Source organism: Phytobacter sp. SCO41 (assembly GCF_003073275.1).
GTDB lineage: Bacteria > Pseudomonadota > Gammaproteobacteria > Enterobacterales > Enterobacteriaceae > Phytobacter > Phytobacter diazotrophicus.
In genome coordinates this window covers 4978739-5000647 of record NZ_CP027225.1, presented here as the reverse complement: position 1 = coordinate 5000647, position 21909 = coordinate 4978739, and the positions used below count along the sequence as shown (strand labels likewise).

The window sequence follows — 21909 nt, the reverse complement described above, 5'->3', positions numbered from 1 at the left end:
GGCTTTTTCATGTGCAGCCTGATTACAGCGCGCTAATAACGGCCTGCTGTTCAATCAGCTTGGTTTTGGCCTCTGCATAGCCGTCCAGCTTCTCACGCTCTTTGGCAATCACCGCTTCCGGTGCGCGCGCCACAAAACCTTCGTTGGACAGTTTGCTTTCGATACGGCCAATTTCCGCGTCGATCTTCGCCACTTCTTTCGCCAGACGCGCCAGCTCGTCTTCTTTGTTAATCAGACCTGCCATGGGGATCAGCAGCTCCGCGCCATCGATAATCTTGGTCACGGAAACCGGACCTTTATCATCGGCTGGCAGAACCGTGATGCTTTCCAGACGCGCCAGATTCAGCAGGAAGCTGCGGTTGTCATTTACGCGACGCTCCGCATCTTTACTGCAACCACGCAGCAGCAGCTCCAGTGGTTTGCCCGGGGAGATGTTCATTTCGGCACGGATATTACGTACCGCCACGATCGCCTGTTTCAGCCATTCGGTATCTGCCAGCGCCGCTTCATCAACCTGAGACGCATCGTACTGCGGGATAGGCTGCAGCATGATGGTATTGGCGGTAATGCCTTTCAGCACTTTCACGCGCTGCCAGATGGTTTCCGTAATAAACGGAATGATCGGGTGCGCCAGACGCAGCAGCGCTTCCAGCACGTTCACCAGCGTGTTACGCGTGCCGCGCAACTCTGCCTCAGAACCGCCGCTCATCACTGGCTTGGTCAGCTCCAGATACCAGTCACAGAACTGGTTCCAGGTGAATTCATACAGGATGCCCGCGGCGATATCGAAGCGGAAGTTATCCAGCGCTTCACGGTATGCTTTCACGGTCTGGTTGAATTCCGCCAGGATCCAACGGTCCGCCAGCGACAGTACCATCTCGCCGCCGTTGAAGCCGCAATCCTGGTCTTCGGTATTCATCAGCACGAAACGGCTGGCGTTCCACAGCTTGTTACAGAAGTTGCGGTAACCTTCCAGACGCTTCATATCCCAGTTGATGTCGCGACCGGTCGAGGCCAGCGCGGCCAGGGTGAAGCGCAGGGCGTCGGTGCCGTGCGGCTCAATGCCGTTCGGGAACTGCTTCTCGGTGCGCTTGCGGATTTTTTCCGCCAGTTGCGGCTGCATCATGTTGCCGGTACGTTTCTCCAGCAGATCCGCCAGAGAGATACCGTCCACCATATCCAGCGGGTCAATAACGTTACCCTTGGATTTGGACATCTTCTGGCCTTCGTCATCACGAATCAGACCGGTCATGTAGACGGTATGGAACGGCACCTGCGGCTTGCCGTTTTCATCTTTGATGAAGTGCATGGTCATCATGATCATGCGGGCAATCCAGAAGAAGATGATGTCGAAGCCAGAGACCATCACGGTGCTCGGGTGGAACTGACGCAGGGCATCGGTGTTTTCCGGCCAGCCGAGGGTAGAGAAGGTCCACAGGGCAGAGGAGAACCAGGTGTCCAGCACGTCTTCGTCCTGGCGCAGGGCAACATCGGCGCCCAGGTTATTTTCCTGGCGCACTTCGGCTTCGTTACGACCCACATAGACATTGCCGTTGTTGTCGTACCACGCCGGGATGCGGTGGCCCCACCATAACTGACGGGAGATACACCAGTCCTGAATATCGCGCATCCAGGAGAAGTACATGTTTTCGTACTGCTTCGGCACAAACTGGATCTCGCCATTCTCAACCGCTTCAACCGCCGGTTTCGCCAGCACATCGGCACGTACATACCACTGGTCGGTCAGCATCGGTTCGATAACCACGCCGCCACGGTCGCCGTAAGGTACGGTCAGGTCGTGTGGTTTGATCTCTTCCAGCAGGCCCAGCGTGTCAACGGCAGCAACGATGGCTTTACGCGCCGCAAAGCGTTCCAGTTTCTGGAACTCCGCCGGGATTTCATTTGAGTAGACGTCGGATTCGTTGCCTTTGGTGTCGTACACTTCCGCCGTTTCGCGGATATCGCCATCAAAGGTCAGAATGTTGATCATCGGAAGCTGATGACGACGGCCCACTTCGTAGTCATTAAAGTCGTGCGCCGGGGTGATTTTCACGCAGCCGGTGCCTTTTTCCATGTCGGCGTGTTCGTCGCCCACGATAGGAATACGGCGGTTCACCAGCGGCAGAACCACATATTTACCGATCAGGTCTTTGTAACGCGGGTCTTCCGGGTTCACCGCCACGCCGGTATCGCCCAGCAGGGTTTCCGGACGGGTGGTGGCGACGACCAGATAATCTTTGCCGTCGGCGGTTTTCGCGCCGTCAGCCAGCGGGTAGCGAATGTGCCACATGGACCCTTTGGACTCGCGGTTTTCCACTTCGAGGTCGGAAATCGCGGTGCGCAGTTTCGGGTCCCAGTTCACCAGGCGCTTACCACGGTAAATCAGGTCTTCTTTGTAGAGGCGGACAAAGACTTCTTTCACGGCGTTGGAGAGGCCTTCGTCCATGGTGAAGCGCTCGCGCTCCCAGTCCACGGAGTTGCCCAGACGGCGCATCTGGCGGGTAATGGTGCCGCCGGATTCTGCCTTCCACTGCCAGATTTTTTCGATAAAGGCGTCGCGGCCATAATCGTGGCGGGTTTTACCTTCTTCGGCGGCAATCTTACGCTCAACCACCATCTGGGTTGCGATACCCGCGTGGTCGGTTCCGGCCTGCCACAGGGTGTTTTTGCCCTGCATGCGCTGGTAGCGAATCATGGTATCCATGATGGTCTGCTGGAAGGCGTGACCCATGTGCAAACTGCCGGTGACGTTCGGCGGAGGGATCATGATGCAGAAGCTTTCCTGGCTTTCATCGCCATTCGGTTTGAAGTAGCCCTGCTTTTCCCAATGCTCGTAAAGCGGCTGTTCGATCTCTTGGGGGTTGTATGTCTTTTCCATTATTTCCAGGTTGCCGTGTTCAGGTTGAAACCAGCCATGCGATAGGCTTTATAGCGTTCGCGAGCCAGTTGTTTCAAAGAATCTTCGTAAGGAACGAAGTCTATCACTTCTGTGAAAGCGGTGGCAAAATCTGCAAAGTTTGACCGCAAACTGATGAGAATATCGCGCGGGCTGCCGTTGCGCTTTTGCGGCCAGGCTATCTCAACAGGCGCACCGCCTCTGGGGCCTTCTCCGGCGAGGTTATGCGGTACAAAACTCTCCGGCGGCCTTGCCCACAGCGCTTCATCCAGTCGCAGCGCCTGCTGCTCGTCTTCACAGGCAATCAGCACGCGTTTGCCATTGCGCCAACGTTCTGCGGCAACCTCACACACCAGTTGTTCCACGGCGCTCAGGCCGTCGACGGTGGTCTCATTGTCCAGAAGATAAAACGTGGCGTTCTTCATGATATGGGGCTTCTTGTGGTGAATTTAAATCGTACACCCTCACCCGGTCATTCGCCCTCAAGAGAGAGGGCGAATGCCATCCCCACGCCCCTTAGGGGAGAGGGGAAGGGTGAGGGGATTTCGCTTACTCTTCGCCAGTAAACCCGGCGCGGTTCAGCAGGAACTGCGACAGCATGGCCACCGGACGACCGGTTGCGCCTTTGGCTTTACCGGAACGCCACGCGGTACCGGCGATGTCCAGATGCGCCCAGTTGTACTTACGGGCAAAGCGGGAAAGGAAGCACCCAGCGGTAATCGCGCCGCCCGGACGACCGCCAATGTTCGCCATATCGGCAAAATTGGAATCCAGTTGCTCGTAGTACTCATCACCCAACGGCAGACGCCATGCGCGGTCGCCCGCCTGCTCGGACGCGCCAATCAGCTCGTGCGCCAGCGGGTTATGGTTCGACATCAGCCCGGTGATGTGATGGCCCAGGGCAATCACGCATGCGCCGGTCAGGGTCGCCACGTCGATAACCGCTTCCGGCTCGAAGCGCTCAACATAGGTGAGCACGTCGCACAGCACCAGGCGGCCTTCAGCATCGGTGTTCAGCACTTCAACGGTCTGGCCGGACATGGTGGTCAGCACGTCGCCCGGACGATAAGCGCGCCCGCCCGGCATGTTTTCACAGCCCGCCAGCACGCCGATGACGTTAATCGGCAGTTGCAGTTCGGCCACCATGCGCATCACGCCGTACACTGCCGCCGCGCCGCACATGTCGTACTTCATCTCGTCCATCCCTTCGGACGGCTTAATAGAGATACCGCCGGAGTCGAAGGTCAGGCCTTTGCCGACCAGGACAATCGGACGCACGTCTTCCGACGGGTTACCTTTATATTCGATAACCGACATCAGCGATTCGTTTTGTGAGCCTGCGCCAACCGCGAGGTAAGAGTGCATCCCCAGTTCGCGCATCTGCTGCTCACCGATTACGCGGGTGATGACATTTTTGCTGTATGAGTCCGCCAGTTGACGCGCCTGAGAAGCCAGATAGGCCGCATTACAGATGTTCGGCGGCATGTTGCCGAGATCTTTCGCCGCTTTGATGCCCGCAGCAATCGCCAGACCGTGCTGGATTGCGCGCTCGCCGCTGGTCAGTTCCCGACGGGTCGGCACGTTGAAGACCATTTTACGCAGCGGGCGACGCGGCTCGCTCTTGTTGGTTTTCAACTGATCAAAGCTGTACAGAGATTCTTTTGCTGTTTCGACCGCCTGGCGAACTTTCCAGTAGGTATTGCGGCCTTTAACGTGTAGCTCGGTCAGGAAGCAAACGGCTTCCATTGAACCAGTATCATTCAGGGTATTAATGGTTTTCTGAATGACCTGCTTATACTGGCGTTCATCCAGTTCGCGTTCTTTGCCGCAACCAATCAACAGAATACGTTCGGAGAGGACATTTGGAACGTGGTGCAGCAGCAGGGTCTGGCCCGGTTTGCCTTCCAGTTCGCCACGGCGCAGCAGTGCGCTGATATAGCCGTCACTGATCTTGTCGAGTTGCTCGGCAATCGGAGAGAGACGGCGCGGCTCAAAAACACCCACAACGATGCAGGCACTCCGCTGTTTCTCCGGGCTACCGCTTTTTACACTGAACTCCATGCACTATACTCCTGAATCTTAAAGACAACAGCAGGGGCTACAGATATACTCGACCTCTTTCAAACCGCAGATGCGTTGGCTTGCGCCTGCTTACCCCAGCCACTTACTGAACGTAAGTTCCGGGGCTTCATAGTCTCGCCGCCTTTCTGCAACTCGAAATCCATTGAGTATATAATTGCAAGCTTTCGTAACTCATGTCCGCTGTTGCGGTGACTTCGTGTTAATCTTAACGATACTTAGGTTTCGGCACGTCAGATACGGGTCGGATACGTTTTACCGCTGAGTATATTAATCTTAGCGATGATTTCGACGACTCAAGAGAATAAATGACGTTTAAGCCACGAAACAAGCGATTTTCCAGTAAAAAGACTGGTTTTTACGGGCGTAATATAAAGTGATAATCATAAGATATCTTGCGCGGGAGACGCTAAAAAGCCAGTTTGCGATCCTCTTCATCCTGCTTCTGATCTTTTTCTGTCAGAAACTGGTAAGGATCCTCGGCGCAGCGGTCGACGGCGAAATCCCCACGAACCTGGTACTCTCGCTACTGGGCCTCGGTGTGCCAGAGATGGCGCAACTTATCCTGCCGCTCAGTCTGTTCCTCGGTCTGCTCATGACGCTGGGCAAACTTTATACCGAGAGTGAAATTACGGTCATGCACGCCTGCGGCCTGAGCCGGGCGGTGCTGGTCAAAGCGGCGATGATTCTGGCGCTGTTCACCGGTGCGCTGGCGGCGGCAAACGTCATGTGGCTTAGCCCCTGGTCATCGCGCCATCAGGAATCGGTGCTGGCTGATGCCAAAGCTAACCCTGGCATGGCCGCACTGGCGCAAGGGCAGTTCCAGCCAGCCTCTGACGGTAACTCGGTGCTGTTTATCGAAAGCGTGGAAGGCAGCAAATTCCACGATGTCTTCCTGGCGCAGATTCGCACGAAAGGCAATTCCCGCCCCTCTGTGGTGGTAGCGGACTCCGGCCATCTTGCACAATTGAAAGATGGTTCTCAGGTCGTGACCCTGAACACCGGCACCCGCTTTGAAGGGACGGCGCTGTTGCGTGATTTCCGCGTTACTGATTTCAAAGATTATCAGGCGATTATCGGCCACCAGGCGGTAACGCTGGACCCGGACGATACCGAGCAGATGGGCCTTGATACGCTGTGGCGCACGGATACCCCACGCGCTAAGGCCGAGTTACACTGGCGTCTGACTCTGATATTCACCGTATTTATGATGGCGCTGATGGTCGTGCCGCTGAGCGTGGTGAACCCGCGCCAGGGACGCGTGCTGTCGATGCTGCCCGCCATGCTGTTGTATCTGGTGTTCTTCCTGCTACAGACTTCCCTGCGATCCAATGCCGCAAAAGGCAAAATCGATCCGATGATTTGGATGTGGGCGGTTAACCTGGCGTACCTGGCGTTGGCGATGGGTCTGAACTTGTGGGACACGGTACCGATGCGTCGGATTCGCGCCCGTGTGATGGGCAGAGGAGCGGTATAATGCAGGCGTTTGGCGTACTTGACCGCTATATCGGCAAAACCATTTTTTCCACCATCATGATGACGCTGTTCATGCTGGTGTCGCTCTCCGGCATCATTAAATTTGTCGACCAGTTGAAAAAGGCCGGGCAGGGCAGCTATGACGCGATGGGGGCGGGGCTTTATACCATCCTCAGCGTGCCGAAAGATATTCAGATTTTCTTCCCGATGGCGGCGCTGCTTGGCGCGCTCCTGGGGCTGGGGATGTTGGCCCAGCGCAGTGAACTGGTGGTGATGCAGGCTTCGGGTTACACCCGTATGCAGGTGGCGCTGTCAGTGATGAAAACGGCCATCCCGCTGGTGCTGTTAACCATGGCGATTGGCGAATGGGTGGCGCCGCAGGGCGAACAAATGGCGCGTAACCAGCGCGCACAGTCAATGTATGGCGGTTCGCTGCTCTCCACCCAGCAAGGGTTGTGGGCGAAAGATGGCGAGACCTTTGTCTATATTGAGCGGGTGAAGAGCGATGATGAGTTGGGTGGGGTGAGTATTTACTCCTTCAACGATCAGCGTCGTTTGCAGTCCGTTCGCTATGCCGCTTTAGCGAAGTTCGATAAAGACACTAAGCTGTGGCGGCTGTCACAGGTGGATGAATCCAACCTGACCGACCCGAAACAAGTGACCGGTACACAGACGCTGACCGGTACCTGGAAGACCAACCTCACGCCGGACAAACTGGGCGTGGTGGCGCTGGACCCTGATGCGCTGTCGATTAGCGGTCTGCACAACTATGTGAAGTACCTGAAATCAAGCGGCCAGGATGCCGGGCGTTATCAGCTTCAGATGTGGAGCAAAATTTTCCAGCCGCTTTCCGTGGCGGTGATGATGCTGATGGCGCTGTCGTTTATCTTTGGCCCGCTGCGTAGCGTGCCGATGGGCGTGCGCGTGGTGACGGGTATCAGCTTCGGCTTTGTATTCTACCTGCTGGACCAGATTTTCGGCCCGCTGACGTTGGTATACGGCATTCCGCCGATTATTGGCGCGTTGCTGCCAAGTACTTCGTTCTTCCTGATTAGCCTCTGGCTGCTGATGCGTAAGAACTAGGTTTCTGTTCTGTTCCCGGATGCGGCTTCGCCTTATCCGGGCTGCTTTCTCCCTCTCCCTGTGGGAGAGAGCGCCTGGCCGCACTAAACTCATCCTATTTCATCGACACACTTTCCCTTATCCTGGCTACGCTTTCCTTACGGTTCTCAAAAAATTCAGGAAGCTATGTCCAGATTCTTCTTTAATGACCGAAAACAATTGGTCAATGACGCCATTGAAGGAATGGTGATTTCCGCTCCCCACGGCAATTTAGTTCGCCTCGACATCGACCCCGCTATTCGTATTGTTGCCCGCGCCGACTGGGATAAATCCCGCGTTGCAGTGATCTCCGGCGGCGGTTCCGGCCATGAACCTGCCCACGCTGGCTTCGTAGGTAAGGGGATGCTCACCGCCGCCGTCTGTGGCGACGTGTTTGCCTCGCCGAGCGTTGATGCTGTGCTCAACGCTATCGTTGCCGTCACTGGTGACCGGGGCTGCCTGCTGATCGTTAAAAACTACACCGGCGACCGCCTTAACTTCGGCCTCGCGGCAGAAAAAGCCAAACGCTACGGGCTGAAAGTAGAGATGGTGATCGTCGCCGATGACATCGCCCTGCCGGACAATAAACAGCCGCGCGGCATCGCCGGAACGGCGCTGGTGCATAAAATCGCAGGCTACGCCGCCGAGCAGGGTAAATCCTTAAGCGAAGTGCGCGACATCGCCCGACAGGCCAGTGAAAGTGTCTGGAGCCTGGGGCTGGCGATGGAGACCTGCAACCTGCCGGGAAGCAGCGATGAAGACGACCGTATCCAGCGTGGGCAGGTCGAACTGGGGCTCGGCATTCACGGCGAGCCGGGCGCGAGCACTGTGGACTCGCATAACAGCCAGAAGTTGATTGAGACGCTGGTTGCACCGCTGAAAGCACAGGCCGGGGATGACCGCGTTGCGGTGTTAATCAACAACCTGGGCGGTGTGTCAGCGCTCGAAATGGCCCTGCTCACCAAAGAGCTGGCACACTCGGCGCTGAAAGATCAGATTGCGTATCTGATTGGCCCCGCGCCGCTGGTCAGTTCCCTGGATATGAAAGGCTTTTCCCTCTCTCTGTTACGCCTGAACGAGACATTTGAGAAAGCCATTAATGCCGATGTACAGACCGTCGGCTGGCAAAAACCGGTGCCTTTTGCGCCGATGAAAACCCAGCGCCACAACCCGGTTTACAACCAACTGGAAATCGAACCGTCGGAAAACCCACAGGTAAAAACGCTGGTCTCGACGGCGGCGCGGACACTTGTCGATCTCGAAAATCGCCTGAATGCGCTGGATGCCAAAGTGGGCGATGGCGATACCGGCTCGACGTTCGCCGAAGGGGCGCGGGAAATTATCCATTTGCTGGAGCAGGGCGAATTGCCGCTGAATAACACCGCGCAGTTGCTGCAATTGGTGGGCGAGCGGCTGGCAACAGTAATGGGCGGCTCCAGCGGCGTGCTGATGTCCATCTTCTTTACCGCCGCAGGTCAGGCTGTGCATGACGGCAAGCCGCTGCCGGAGGCGTTACTCCGTGGGCTACATCAGATGAAACATTATGGCGGTGCGGACTTAGGCGACCGGACGCTTATCGACGCGTTGCAACCGGCGCTGGAAGCCTTGCGCGATAGCGGGCTGGATGCTGCCGCGTCTGCCGCAAAAGCGGGTGCCGCCAAAACCGCGACCATGCAGACCGCTGGCGCGGGCCGTTCGTCCTATGTGAACAGTGAGAGTCTGGAAGGCGTCACCGACCCCGGCGCAGTGGCGATTGCAGAGGTGTTCGCGGCGCTGGCGAAGGGGTAAGCCATTTCCCGGATGCGCTGCGCTTATCCGGGCCACGCCTGGTTCCCGATACAAATGTGAGTGCGGGTTTTCGCCCTCTCTCTGTGAGAGAGGGCAGGAGTGAGGGCAGCAGTCCGCAAAGCGCCATTAGCCGGATGTGCTGTCGCCTGGCTTCTGATGCAAATATGAGTGCGGATTTTCTCCCTCTCCCCGTGGGAGAGGGCAGGGGTGAGGGGATATCAGAAATCCGCTTTCAACACCACGCGGTAACGCGCCTTCCCGTCACGCACATGCTGCAACGCCTCGTTAATCTGCGACATCGGGAACATCTCGGTAGTCGGTGCCACCTTCGCCCGCCCGGCAAACTTCATCAGCTTACGCAGCTCGAACGGCGTACCGGTCGCGGAACCGGACACACTTCTGTCGCCGCCAATCAGCGTAAAGGCCGGGACTTCCAGCGGTTTCAGTACTGCGCCAACGGTATGGAACGCGCCGCCGTGGGCCAGCGCTTCAAAATACGGCTGCCACTGCAAATCAACGTTTACGGTGTTGATAATCAAATCGAACTGGCCCGCCAGCGCTTTTAAGGCCTCCGGATCGCGGCTGTTCACCACATAATCCGCGCCCATCAGGCGGACTTCGGCCTCTTTCGCCGGGTTCGAACTGAACGCCGTCACCTCACAGCCCATCGCCCGTAGCAGTTTGATGGCGATATGGCCCAGCCCTCCAATCCCGATTACCCCGACACGGCTGGTAGCGGTGATATGGTGCATCAGCAGCGGTTTAAACACAGTAATGCCGCCGCAGAGCAGCGGCCCGGCGGTCTCGACATCGATGGTATCCGGCAGCGGGATCACCCATTGCCAGCCCGCGCGGATTTTGTCGGCAAAGCCGCCGCGGTTAAGGATAGTTGGCACGGCGCCTTCCTGGCAGTTGATATTGTCGCCGTTGATACAGGCGTCGCAGTGACCGCAGCTTTTCGCCGTCCAGCCAATGCCCACGCGCTGACCGACTTTAAGTCCTTTGTTTTGCGCGGCACTACCCAGCGCCACCACGCGACCAATCACTTCATGCCCGGCGACCAGCGGATATTGAGAGAAGCCCCACTCGTTGTCGATCATCGACAAATCCGAGTGGCAGATCCCGCAATAATCCACTTGTACTTCCACATCTTCCTGACCCAATTCCCCCGCGTCGTACTCAAACAGCTCCAGGTCTGCCCCGGCTTCTTTAGCGGCATAGCTTTTGATAATCGACATCGCCTTTCCTCATGATGGTGTGAGATTTGAGTGTAGAGGATAGTCAGAGTAGTGGAGTTAATCTTTGCGTAACAAGGCGTTAAGCCAGGTTTCCGCACGATCCGGGCGTTTGTCCTGCGTCGTCCACATCGACACCACCTGAACATCCGGTAATGGGCTGACCAGCGCGGTCAGGCCTGATTCGGTTAAGTCACTGAAATGACGACCTTCTTTCTCTCTTTCCTGTTCGCCATATTTGAACGAGACGTACCAGATTCCGCCGGGTTTCAGCGCCTGCGCCAGCGTAGACATCACCTGCGGTAAAGCGTGTGCTTCCACGTGTAGCAGGGACGCGCAACACCAGATGCCGTCGTAACGGTCAGTGGCATCGACATCGCTGAATGTCATTTGCTTAACCGCCAGCCCGCTATGCTGCGATGCCATGCGAACCATCTCGGACGACGCATCAAAGGCCTCGACCTGATAACCCATCTCCAGAAATGCACGGCTGTCGCGCCCGGAACCGCATCCGGCGTCCAGAACGCGCGCGCCAGGGGCAAGGTGCGCGATAAAAGGGGCGTAGAGCGACGACATATCGACGCCGATGGTGTCGGCAAAGAATGCCTGTGCATGGTTTTGATAGTAGTTAATGGTCATCAGAAAGTATCCGGCCCGGCGGCCTTTGGCTCCCATTCGTGGAATAAGTTTACGCGAGCAGTGTTCCAGACATTTGACAGGAAATCATGCCGTTTTACGGTGCTCGCCCCGGTCTGGCGCATCAGGGTTTCGCGCAGCGGGAGGTGGCTGGTAATGAAGTACTCGTTGCGATCGTGCAGGCGCTGCAGCAATTTCAATGAGGGGACGTGGGCAAATTTCCCCTGTTTACCCCGGTTACAACATTTACAGGCCAGCACCAGGTTCCAGACGCCATTCACATTCCTCACCTGGTCTTTGAGCATCCACGGAATAAAGTGATCGACATCGGCCAGGTTTGCGTCGCCGGTTTCTACGCTTATAGGTGCGAAGCAGTAAAAGCAGCGGCCTTTCTGGTAGCCGTTGAGGCTGTCGCGACAACTGGTGATATCGACACGGCGGTTATTCTGGATGCTGAACAGCATGTTGTCCTGTTCGTCATGCTCCACGGCAATAAGGTTGCGCGACACGCCCATCGCCCAACCCTGCTCGACCAGGTTCCAGCGGGCGTCCGTCTCCAGCTTAAGGTTCTGATACTGCATACCTTCCGTGAGCTGATGAAAATTTGTCGTCAGGCGTATGCCTTTGTGGGTTTTACGCTCGTCGATAAAAAAGCGTTTTTCGATTTCGCCCTGATTGACGTTGTGAAACGCATTGAGCACAACATTAAAGCCGTTTCGCAGCGTCGCTTCTGTCAGCGCATTCTGGTCGATCTCTCCGGCATTAAACTGGCGACAGGCATCCAGATACTGACTTCTGGAGGAGGTGATTTGCTTTGGTGCCTGTGCCAGATGGCGACACAGATGCTGGCTGAACGGGACAGCGAGATCTTCGAGCAGGATGAGGTCGCTGCCGTCGCGTTTCACGTCGTACAGCGCATGGGCCAGCGCGAATTTGTAGGAAGCGACATTTTTGCCAAAGAGGATTATGCCGCGCCAGTAGTTCTCCAGCGTGGGCTCAACCTGATAGAAACGCATGCCTTGTCCTGATCTATGGATGTGGGGAATGGGTAAAACCCGTAACAGGATCAGATAACAAGACGCGATAAATGTAAACCGCCGCCGTCACGTTGCAGCGTTTTGCGAGAAGCGTTCCAGATAGTGGGGGAGTGCGGTGGAGATGTGTCGATTTTTTCGGCATTTAGACGCGACAAGGCGGGGGAATGCTTGCACCGGGATCTGCAACAGGTATAATGCAACCCGCTATCAGCATCCCCTTCAGTGCCGAAGTGGCGAAATCGGTAGACGCAGTTGATTCAAAATCAACCGTAGAAATACGTGCCGGTTCGAGTCCGGCCTTCGGCACCATCGGAACATCAATAGACGTCAACGGACGTCTTTTTTTGTGCCTGAAATCCAGTATTTACCTATATTTCCCGCTATAGTAACTCTCTCAAGGTCAACCGACTTCAACGTACATCTACCAACAGATGTTGGTACAGATGATGGTATTTCCGGTTCGATAATGCTTGTACCAACAGGGAGGGGATAAGCATGGCTCTAACAGATATCAAAGTTAGAACAGCCAAGCCAACGGATAAGCAATATAAGCTGACCGATGGCAGCGGCATGCACCTTCTTGTCCATCCTAATGGTTCTAAGTACTGGCGTTTGCAGTACCGTTTTGACGGCAAGCAAAAGATGCTGGCACTGGGGGTTTATCCTGAAATCACACTGGCGGATGCCAGAGCACGTCGTGACGAAGCGCGTAAGCTGCTAGCGAATGGCATCGATCCGGGAGACAAAAAGAAAAACGATAAGGTTGAACAGAGTAAAGCACGAACCTTCAAAGAGGTGGCGATTGAGTGGCATGGCACCAATAAAAAGTGGTCTGAAGATCACGCCCATCGTGTGCTAAAAAGCCTGGAAGATAATCTCTTCGCAGCGATTGGTGAACGTAATATTACTGAGTTAAAAACTCGCGATTTATTAGCACCAATTAAGGCCGTGGAGATGTCTGGACGTCTTGAGGTTGCAGCCCGCCTCCAACAGCGTGCCACAGCTATCATGCGTTACGCAGTGCAGAGCGGGCTAATTGATTATAACCCCGCGCAGGAGATGGCAGGGGCGGTTGCTTCTGGTAATAGGCAACATCGTCCAGCACTGGAGTTAAAGCGAATCCCAGAGTTACTACAGAAAATCGATGGCTATACTGGCAGACCACTCACCCGTTGGGCCACGGAGCTCACTCTGCTTATCTTTATTCGTTCCAGTGAGCTGCGTTTTGCTCGCTGGGCAGAGATCGATTTTGAAGCATCAATGTGGGCGATCCCGCCTGAACGAGAACCTATTCCCGGCGTGAAACATTCTCACCGAGGCTCAAAAATGCGCACGCCGCATCTGGTACCGCTTTCAAAGCAGGCGCTGGCGATCCTGAAACAGATAAAACAGTTCTGTGGCGAACATGAGCTGATTTTTATTGGCGATCATGATCCGCGTAAGCCAATGAGTGAGAACACAGTAAACAGTGCGCTACGTGTGATGGGCTATGACACGAAAGTTGAGGTTTGCGGTCACGGTTTCCGTACTATGGCCTGTAGTTCGTTAATTGAGTCGGGGCTATGGTCGAAGGATGCGGTGGAGCGCCAGATGAGTCATATGGAACGTAATTCGGTAAGGGCCGCGTATATCCATAAAGCGGAATTTATCGACGAACGTAAACTGATGTTGCAATGGTGGGCTGATTTTCTGGATGCAAATCGGGAGAGAGTGATTACGCCGTTTGACTATGCGAAGATCAATCGGGGTAGGCGCAATTGATGCGCTGGCGGTAAAACAGCTGTCGCTATTAAACCCAAGCCGTAAGGCCCGAAACGCGTCAGTTCGGCAGGGCTTACCTGCTTGCCGGTTAACGGAGTTGAGTTGACAACACTGCTTGCCAGAGAGCTGAAGGGACATGGTCTAACATTGCCTTGACGCCAAGAATACTGATCTGGATAAAACTATGCTAGGAAGAGCCGATAATTCGCTAGACAGCAACATTTAAAATAAATACAACATTAAAGTAATCGCTGCTGATGTTCTCTGCGCAGCCCTAAAATCATCACCTTATTAAATATGCCGATCATGACATTTAGGATGCATCTCGGCATTACTTAGGAAAGGAAGCCTGATGAAAATTGAATATATTGATATCCAGAACTACAGAAAGCTTAAAACTTGCAGAATTCGTCTGACTGAGGAAGAAACACTGCTCGTCGGGGCAAATAACAGCGGCAAGACGTCAGCAATGGATGCGCTTATTTTCTTTCTGGATCAAAGAGGAAGAACGGCTGCGAGCATCGCATCGGGTAAATCTCCATCTTCACGAAAATTAGGCGCAGCCGATTTCACCCTATCAAATTGGCATCAGCTTAATCAATTTGGTCAAGCATGGGTGAACGCCGAAGAGGTTGGCGAAAAAATCAGTGACTGGCAGCCCTTATGCCCAACGCTGGATGTCTGGTTAAAAGTCGAGAAAAATGAAGTCCATCGGGTACGGCACCTAATACCGACATTAAAATGGGATGGCGGACTGTTAGGCATCCGGATGATTTATCAACCCAAAGATCTTGATGCCCTAAAAGCAGACTTTATTGCCCACTTCAAGGCCGCTGAGCAGCTTAAAATCACGGCAGAAAAAAACGCCGAAAAAGCTCTAGGTGGTTCAGCATCTGAGCTCAGTGATTTCAAATTTTCAGTCTGGCCGGGATCGTTGCGCGAATACCTTGAAAGAGAGGTGTCTAAAGCTTTTGAGATAAAATCTTACATCCTAGATCCCGCAAAACTTATCACGGACCAAGGAAGTAAATTCCTACCCCAGGTTCTTGTCGAGGGGCAAATTCCACTGGATTTTTATCCTTTCAATGGACTGTTCAAAGTCGATATCATTGATGCTACCCGTGGATTTTCAGATCCCTATGTGGCAACCGGCTCTCAGCATGGTGCCTCTAATCTGGCTAGCCAGATTAACCAGTACTACAACCGGCATTTAAACCCTACCGACTTTCCTTGTGACGAAGATTTGGATGCTCTCGAAGCCATCGCCTATGCTCAACACTCCTTTGATGGAAGACTCAACAAGGTGTTTAACAAACCCTTGAAAGAGATAGAGACGCTGGGGTATCCGGGGTTCAACGATCCCCATATCAGATTATCGAGCAGGGTTAATCCGATCGATAATCTGGACCACGAAGCGGCCATTCTCTTTGAGATCCAGAAAACCAGTCACGCCGCAGGGGTGCCGCTGATGAGTCTGTCAGAGAAATATAACGGGCTTGGTTACAAGAATCTGATATCCATGGTCTTTACAATGATGAGCTTCAGGGATCAATGGATGCGCGTCGGTAAAGCCGGCCTAAGAAAGCCAGAGGAGGATGTCTTTGTTGAGCCTCTTCACCTCATTCTGATTGAAGAGCCGGAAGCTCACCTGCATGCCCAGGTTCAGCAGGTGTTTATCAAAAAAGCTTATTCGGTGCTACGCAATCATGATGATTTGCGGACATCCAAGAGGTTCTCGAGCCAACTGGTGGTCAGCACACATTCAAGCTACCTTGCGCATGAAGTGGGCTTTGAAAAGCTCAGGTACTTCAAACGTAAACCCGCTACAGGTTCGCATGACGTGCCGACTGCGGACGTTATTGATCTGTCCTGTACTTTTGGCAGCGGTAAAATCCGCTCGGATGATGTCTTACAAACGGCTCAGTTCGTGGCTCGCTATCTCAAAACCACACACTGCGATCTCTTTTTTGCGAACGGGATTATTCTAGTCGAGGGGGCGGCAGAACGTATCCTGATGCCGCATTTTATCCGTAATAATCCCAACGCTAATACAAGCCTGGACAACAGCTACATTTCGATTCTGGAGGTAGGAGGAGCCCATGCTCACCGGCTGAGGGCATTGATTGACATACTCGGGATTCCCACCCTTGTCGTTACTGATACGGATGCCCAAAAGCCTCCTCTCAAACTACCGGCAGATGATCAAAAAGTTATCTCAGGAAATAAACCCAAAGCCATCAGGCCTGAATTTGGCAAGGGATACATTACTGGCAGCCATACCATCAAAATTTGGCTCGATGTTGAGGGAGGGCTGGATACGGTCCTTAGAATGCCGGAGCATGAGAAAATTCGTGGTAAGGTCAGGATTGCATTTCAATATGGTATTCCCATTAAATTTGGAAAAGAGGAGGAGGCCGAGGCTTTCCCGTACACATTTGAAGACGCTATTGCATTGACGAATCCTGAGTTGTTCAAAAAAGTAGAAAAACCTACTGGGATGATGAAAAAAATGCAGGATGCTCTTAACCTCGATACGCTTGAACAGTGCTGTGAAAAACTCTATTTGGCACTCAAAGATGACAAAGCCGAGATGGCACTCGATTTATTGTACTGTGCTGACCCCGTCGAACTCGCCGCGCCTAAATATATTCAAGAGGGACTGGACTGGCTTAAAAAAGAGCTGGAAGTGGCGAGTAGAGACCTTACGCCGGAAGTTCCGGAAGTCACTGACGTTTGGGAGGGGGAATAATCATGGAGGCACCACCCACGAACGAACCTGTGGTAGAAGAGCTTTTCAGTTATCTTGATCTGGAGAATCCCAGAAGTTTTCTGCTTTTTGCCGGTGCGGGATCTGGAAAAACCCGTACGTTGGTCAGTGTGCTGGAGAAAATGAAACAAAGGTATTCTTCGGAACTGTCTAGATGCGGAAAAAGAATTGGCATTATTACGTATACAAATGCAGCCTGCGAGGAAGTACAAAGACGGTTATTTTTTGATGCCAATTTCATGGTTTCAACCATACACAGTTTTTGCTGGGACTTGATCAACCCATTTACATCAGACATAAAGCTATGGCTTAAAAATGAACTCGAGAAGAGTATTGATCAACTCACCCGCGACATTGAAAAAAGCAGAAAACCTGATGGTATTACGGCGCAAAGAAACAGGCGGAGTTTAGCCAGCAAAACGAAACGGCTGCAATATCTCGATAAAATTCAAAAATTCAGCTATTCCCCTACAAGCAACAGGCCTGAAAAAGGGGCGTTAAATCATAGTGAAGTGATAAATGTCACCGCTTATCTCCTCCAAAATGAAGCTCTGCTCAGAGAGATTTTATTTAGCAGATTCCCAGTGCTTTTGATTGATGAAAGCCAAGACACGAATAAATATCTTATCGAATCGTTAATTATGACGCAGCAGGAGCATCCCACCAAATTCTGCATTGGGTTGTTCGGCGATATGATGCAGCAGATATTCAGCGGGGGAAAATCCGACTTAGCCTCTCCTCTACCCCCTGGATGGGCGTCACCAGAGATAACAATTAATCACCGTTCACCAGTGAGAATTGTCACTTTGATCAACTCCATCAGGCAATTCAATGATACACATATTCAGGAGCCGCGCCCTGACGCCCAGCCTGGAACCGCACGCTTGTTTGTGGTTGACATGAACACCCACAAGGAAAGAGCCGATATTGAGCGTCAGGTCGCTGAATATATGGCTGAACAGGCGGCTGATACTGAATGGAATAACAAAAAATCAGTCATGGTACTGACGCTTGAGCACCATATGGCTGCCAGACGCGGTGAGTTCGAAAACTTCTTTCTGCCCCTTCTAGAGGTTGAAAAATTGGGTGATGCAGCAATCAATGGGGATAGTCAAGAGATAACATTCTTATCCTCACAGCTATGGCCACTTATTGACGCAATTCGCAGTGATGATGATTTTAAAATTGCTACTATCATGCGTAAGTACTCGCCTGTTTTTTCGAGTTCGCGCCTCGAATATGCTGACGATCCACTATTGCTCTTCCGGGAAGCACAATGCCAAATAGACAAGATAAAAGTGCTTCTTGGCGAGAACTTGGCTTTCCCCATTCTAGAAGTGTGCAAACTGATTCATGAAGGGGAATTGCTGATCCTACCTGAGGCTTTCCTGCTTCACTTGGCGCTGGTGCCACATAAGGATGATGAATCCACGGAGGAAGTGGATATCAACAAAGAGCATGAAGCCTGGAGCCGATCTCTGAGCGCATCCACCCGTGAACTGGAAAATTACATTAGCTATATTTCATCCACATCTTCCTACGACACTCATCAGGGAGTGAAGGGACTGCAGTTTCCTCGAGTCATGGCTATTCTGGATGATGAAGAGGCCCGTGGATTCATGTTCAGTTACGATAAGCTACTGGGCGTCACACCGCACTCTAAAACGGATCAGGAAAACGAAAGTGCGGGGGGGGACTCTTCGCCTAAAAGATCGCGCCGCCTTTTTTATGTTATCTGCAGCAGGGCACAGGAGAGCCTCGCTGTCGTCGCGTATACTAAAGCGCCCGATTTAGTTGAACGGACCGTAATTGCGTCAGGTTGGTTCGTAAAGGAAGAAATTATGCATATGTGAACGGGACCATGTTAGGTGAAGGACAATGAGGATGGCCTCAGATGTATTAGCTCAAACTTGATCTGATCGTTTTCACCTATAACACACAATTAAATCTGTTAGTCTGCTTCGAGCGATGAACGAGCCTATCAAACAGTCTTGAATAAGGTAGTTGCTAACAAGTGACTTTTTTGAATAATAAAAAATAATCTGTGTGTAACCATTCAAAACAAACTACAGAAACTTTAACATAACTAGGGTAGATGATGATTTTAGATATAGATTATGAATCTCAAATAATACCGTTACGGTCAACATTTAATGGTGATGAAAATATATTTGATGTGGATTCACTAACGTTGATTATTGGCAAAAATGGCTCAGGAAAAACTGAGTTATTACGTAGTGTTGCGAGAGAACTAACTAACTCTGATTTCAATGAGTTTGGTAATGAATGTAAGTTACGATTTGCATCTGGCGATGAACAAGAAAAACTTGAGTGGGGGTGTGTCTATTACACCCCAGTCCCTTTCCAGCAGAAATTTAGTTACAGAGATAGATTTGAAAATGCTTCCTTAATAGATGGTAGTAAAAATAAATTTGAGAACTTGCATAAACACAATAATATCTTTAAAGAATTTGGTATTGATTATAATCTTACTGCAATATCACGAGTTGGTACAAGGCCAATTATAAATAACTTAATTACAACCGCAATTGAATACATGTCATCAAAGAAAAAAATAAATCTTACTTTTTTTTCTAAGTTTAAATACTTCGAAGAAATATTATGGCTTAGAGGAAATAGATCGAATGTATCAGATGATATTAGAAAATATATAGATTCACTCAATAAGTGTAAAACTGAACTTCAGAATGAAATAATACACTGGTTATCGTCCAACTTTAGCATTTGTCAAATACTTTCATTTTTCATATCCATTAATAGCATGGAAAAAAGCACAAACCAAACTAATAACAGGCGAGCACTCTGGTTATTTATTTTAATTTTCGGTGAAGGCGAAGAAACTATAAGAATAAGAAAACCTTCCAATTACGGAAAATTTGTCGTTGACTACAATAACATTCTCAAATTCCTAAAAAAAAATGAGGGCGGTTTTTCATATGACTGGGGGAACAACTTTGTCATTTATCTAAAAAATCACTCAATTATTAAGCAAATAGAAAGAAATGAACTAAAGGGGCATTTTAAAATAAACTATGCCAGCATGAGCTCAGGTGAACTAGCAGTGATGAATCAGTTCACTTCAATAACCACGAGGTTGAACGCTTTATCCAAAAAGGGTATAAAGAAAATTCTCGTTCTCATTGATGAGGGAGATGCATTTTTGCATTTAGAGTGGCAAAGGATGTATATATTTCATGTAAACAAATTTTTAAATGAGATTAAAGAAGAGAATGAAATTGAAGTAATTCAAGTTATCATGACTAGCCATTCCCCATTACTAGCAACAGATGTTCCAAGGCAATTTGTATTTTCTCTGGATAAAGAAATATCTCCGAAATTTACATTTGCGTCTCCTATGCATATGCTTTTTAGTGAATCGTTTGGTACTGCTACCATTGGCGAATTTGCAACGACAAAAATAAATGAAATATATAACAATTTTGCCAGTGGTAATGTTTCTGAAAAGGATTATAAAATCCTAGAGTATATAGACAGTGATATGCTAAGAAGAGAATTTAAAAGAAAATTTAACATTGGAGATGAAAAATGATTATTTCCTTACCAAGGAATTGGGAGTGCGGTGAAGCAGAACATAAAAAATACCTCAGAACTATACTTAGAAAGTATTATAATCAGGTTGACAACATGGTCGGTCCACCAAGTTATACATATTATTTTTTAAAGCGCGTTCACAGGCTTATTCTTTCACGTTCATTACCTCATTACAGAAAAAGCATCTCTCTTCTAGAAAATGCAATAAACCAGCGAAAAGATAATGAGTTTAGAGATTATTTTTTTAGAGAAATAAAAAAAATTATTGATTATGATTCATTTTCTGATAAATCCAAAAAATATAATGCATACATATTATGTTCGAAATCAAAGTTACGAACATGTCCGTATTGCAATCATTCATACTCCATAACAACATATGAGACAGGCCGTGGATTCCGGCCATCACTAGATCATTTTTACGACAGGGCCCGTTATCCGCATTTAGGTTTATCTCTTTATAATTTAGTTCCTTCTTGTACAAGTTGTAATTCTAGTTTAAAAAATACCATAGATTTTTTCAAAGATGATCATCTTCACCCTTTTTTCGATGATGAAGAAATCCAGTTTAAAATTAAGTCTGAAAACATAATTAACCCCATAGATATCATCAGAACTCCCATTACATCTCTAAAGATAGAAACTTTATACAAAAGTACAAAAGCGCATAATTCTAATTCTGTATTCTTAATTAATGAACGTTATCAATACTTCATTTACGAGGCGTATAATTTCGCCTTGGCAAAATTGGATTTCGATGAACAAGTAACAAAAAACAATCTATTAATCACAAGAGAAATGAAAGAGGAAACATCTTTGCGGTTCGATATTAATAATTATAAAAATGAAATTCTAGGAAAATTGCTTAAGGATATTTACATACAGTTTACGTATTAAGCTTTGGAAACGAAAGTGACTTAATCGTCAAATATTATGCCTCTCCTTGCCTCAATATCACCCGATTTGAGGCTTGACTATAATTACTGATTTATTTTTCAAAAAATGATTAATTTCTTTTAGGCGAAATGTGTTATTTGTATTACAAGGTTAATGCTATTGTAGTATTGCTTATGATTATAAAATAACGGCGCGTAACTTATGCTATAATTATAAATCACATCCTCCTTTATTTTAAACTGGTGAATTTAAAGTTTAACCTATCATAGATTGGTAAATATTTATTCGCAAGGGGTGATATTGTTTTTATACAAACGTGCAGAATTCGTCGTTGACTTGTTTTTATTCTGTACTAAAACTAAACCAAACAACCAATTATATTCTGGTATTGTTAAGTATTAAATCATAGTTGATTTTTTAAGGCAGCGTTTAAAATAAGCACTTACTGCATGATAATAAAATGAGATAGACTAACACAATTAAATGGCAGATAATTTACTAGATTCATAATCTGTGTACAACTGTTCCTTTATGTAGCTTTCTTTTGAGTATTTTGTCCTAATATATGCAATTTCCGCTGTTGGCACAGAGCGGACAGCCAATTAGGTCCGGCTCTGCACCATAGTTGTGTCGGGTAAATCTGAGCTAATACATCTCAAAATC

15 protein-coding genes and 1 tRNA gene are annotated in these 21909 nt (G+C 50.1%); 10 read left to right on the top strand and 6 right to left on the bottom strand.

Annotation, left to right across the window (positions count from 1 at the left end; genetic code table 11):
* Positions 1 to 22 precede the first annotated feature (22 nt).
* The 3 genes from C5523_RS24305 to pepA form a co-directional block, all read right to left on the bottom strand.
* Positions 23 to 2878: a valine--tRNA ligase gene (locus C5523_RS24305; protein ID WP_108702141.1), complete on the bottom strand. Its 2856-nt coding sequence runs from the start codon at positions 2876 to 2878 to the stop codon at positions 23 to 25.
* Positions 2878 to 3321: a DNA polymerase III subunit chi gene (holC, locus tag C5523_RS24300; protein ID WP_108702140.1), complete on the bottom strand. Its 444-nt coding sequence runs from the start codon at positions 3319 to 3321 to the stop codon at positions 2878 to 2880. Before holC ends, C5523_RS24305 begins: the two co-directional genes overlap by 1 nt.
* 124 nt (positions 3322 to 3445) lie before the next feature.
* Positions 3446 to 4957 (bottom strand): leucyl aminopeptidase, encoded by a 1512-nt coding sequence (pepA, locus tag C5523_RS24295; RefSeq protein ID WP_039076902.1) that lies wholly within the window; start codon positions 4955 to 4957, stop codon positions 3446 to 3448.
* A 279-nt stretch (positions 4958 to 5236) separates the two neighbouring features.
* On the opposite strand from pepA, the gene C5523_RS27845 reads away from it, so the two are divergent.
* The 4 genes from C5523_RS27845 to C5523_RS24280 all read left to right on the top strand — a co-directional run bounded on the left by C5523_RS27845 (position 5237) and on the right by C5523_RS24280 (position 9340).
* Complete coding sequence (locus C5523_RS27845; RefSeq protein WP_216637209.1) at positions 5237 to 5287, top strand: hypothetical protein; 51 nt, start codon at positions 5237 to 5239, stop codon at positions 5285 to 5287.
* 64 nt (positions 5288 to 5351) lie between these two features.
* Positions 5352 to 6452 (top strand): LPS export ABC transporter permease LptF, encoded by a 1101-nt coding sequence (lptF, locus tag C5523_RS24290; RefSeq protein WP_039076901.1) that lies wholly within the window; start codon positions 5352 to 5354, stop codon positions 6450 to 6452.
* Positions 6452 to 7534, top strand: a complete 1083-nt coding sequence (gene lptG, locus C5523_RS24285) for an LPS export ABC transporter permease LptG (RefSeq protein ID WP_071193522.1) — start codon at positions 6452 to 6454, stop codon at positions 7532 to 7534. Before lptF ends, lptG begins: the two co-directional genes overlap by 1 nt.
* 165 nt (positions 7535 to 7699) lie before the next feature.
* Positions 7700 to 9340, top strand: coding sequence for a dihydroxyacetone kinase subunit DhaK (locus C5523_RS24280; protein WP_108702139.1), 1641 nt, complete (start codon positions 7700 to 7702; stop codon positions 9338 to 9340).
* Between the two features lie 218 nt (positions 9341 to 9558).
* Here C5523_RS24280 and C5523_RS24275 read toward each other — a convergent pair whose 3' ends face one another.
* Genes C5523_RS24275 through C5523_RS24265 form a run of 3 tightly spaced genes read right to left on the bottom strand, consistent with a single transcriptional unit; the run spans position 9559 to position 12227 of the window.
* Entirely contained in the window at positions 9559 to 10578 is a 1020-nt protein-coding gene (locus tag C5523_RS24275; RefSeq protein ID WP_039076898.1) for an NAD(P)-dependent alcohol dehydrogenase, read from the bottom strand.
* Positions 10579 to 10635: 57 nt separating this feature from the next.
* A complete protein-coding gene (locus tag C5523_RS24270) occupies positions 10636 to 11214 on the bottom strand; it encodes a bifunctional 2-polyprenyl-6-hydroxyphenol methylase/3-demethylubiquinol 3-O-methyltransferase UbiG (RefSeq protein WP_108702138.1) in 579 nt (192 codons plus the stop codon).
* Entirely contained in the window at positions 11214 to 12227 is a 1014-nt protein-coding gene (locus C5523_RS24265) for an HNH endonuclease domain-containing protein (protein ID WP_108702137.1), read from the bottom strand. Before C5523_RS24265 ends, C5523_RS24270 begins: the two co-directional genes overlap by 1 nt.
* A 245-nt stretch (positions 12228 to 12472) precedes the next feature.
* Between C5523_RS24265 and C5523_RS24260 the strand changes: the two genes are divergently transcribed.
* From C5523_RS24260 to C5523_RS24235, 6 genes are all read left to right on the top strand, one after another.
* Positions 12473 to 12557: transfer RNA gene (locus C5523_RS24260), tRNA-Leu, on the top strand.
* 186 nt (positions 12558 to 12743) lie between these two features.
* The gene (locus tag C5523_RS24255) at positions 12744 to 14009 is read left to right on the top strand and encodes an integrase arm-type DNA-binding domain-containing protein (protein ID WP_108702136.1); all 1266 of its coding nucleotides are present in this window, start codon (positions 12744 to 12746) and stop codon (positions 14007 to 14009) included.
* Positions 14010 to 14361: 352 nt separating this feature from the next.
* Positions 14362 to 16758, top strand: coding sequence for an AAA family ATPase (locus C5523_RS24250; protein ID WP_108702135.1), 2397 nt, complete (start codon positions 14362 to 14364; stop codon positions 16756 to 16758).
* A gap of 2 nt (positions 16759 to 16760) precedes the next feature.
* Positions 16761 to 18629: a UvrD-helicase domain-containing protein gene (locus C5523_RS24245; protein WP_108702134.1), complete on the top strand. Its 1869-nt coding sequence runs from the start codon at positions 16761 to 16763 to the stop codon at positions 18627 to 18629.
* 242 nt (positions 18630 to 18871) lie between these two features.
* Complete coding sequence (locus tag C5523_RS24240; protein WP_108702133.1) at positions 18872 to 20347, top strand: AAA family ATPase; 1476 nt, start codon at positions 18872 to 18874, stop codon at positions 20345 to 20347.
* Positions 20344 to 21246 (top strand): hypothetical protein, encoded by a 903-nt coding sequence (locus tag C5523_RS24235; RefSeq protein ID WP_108702132.1) that lies wholly within the window; start codon positions 20344 to 20346, stop codon positions 21244 to 21246. The genes C5523_RS24240 and C5523_RS24235 overlap by 4 nt, the downstream gene beginning before the upstream one ends.
* The last annotated feature ends 663 nt before the right edge of the window (positions 21247 to 21909 follow it).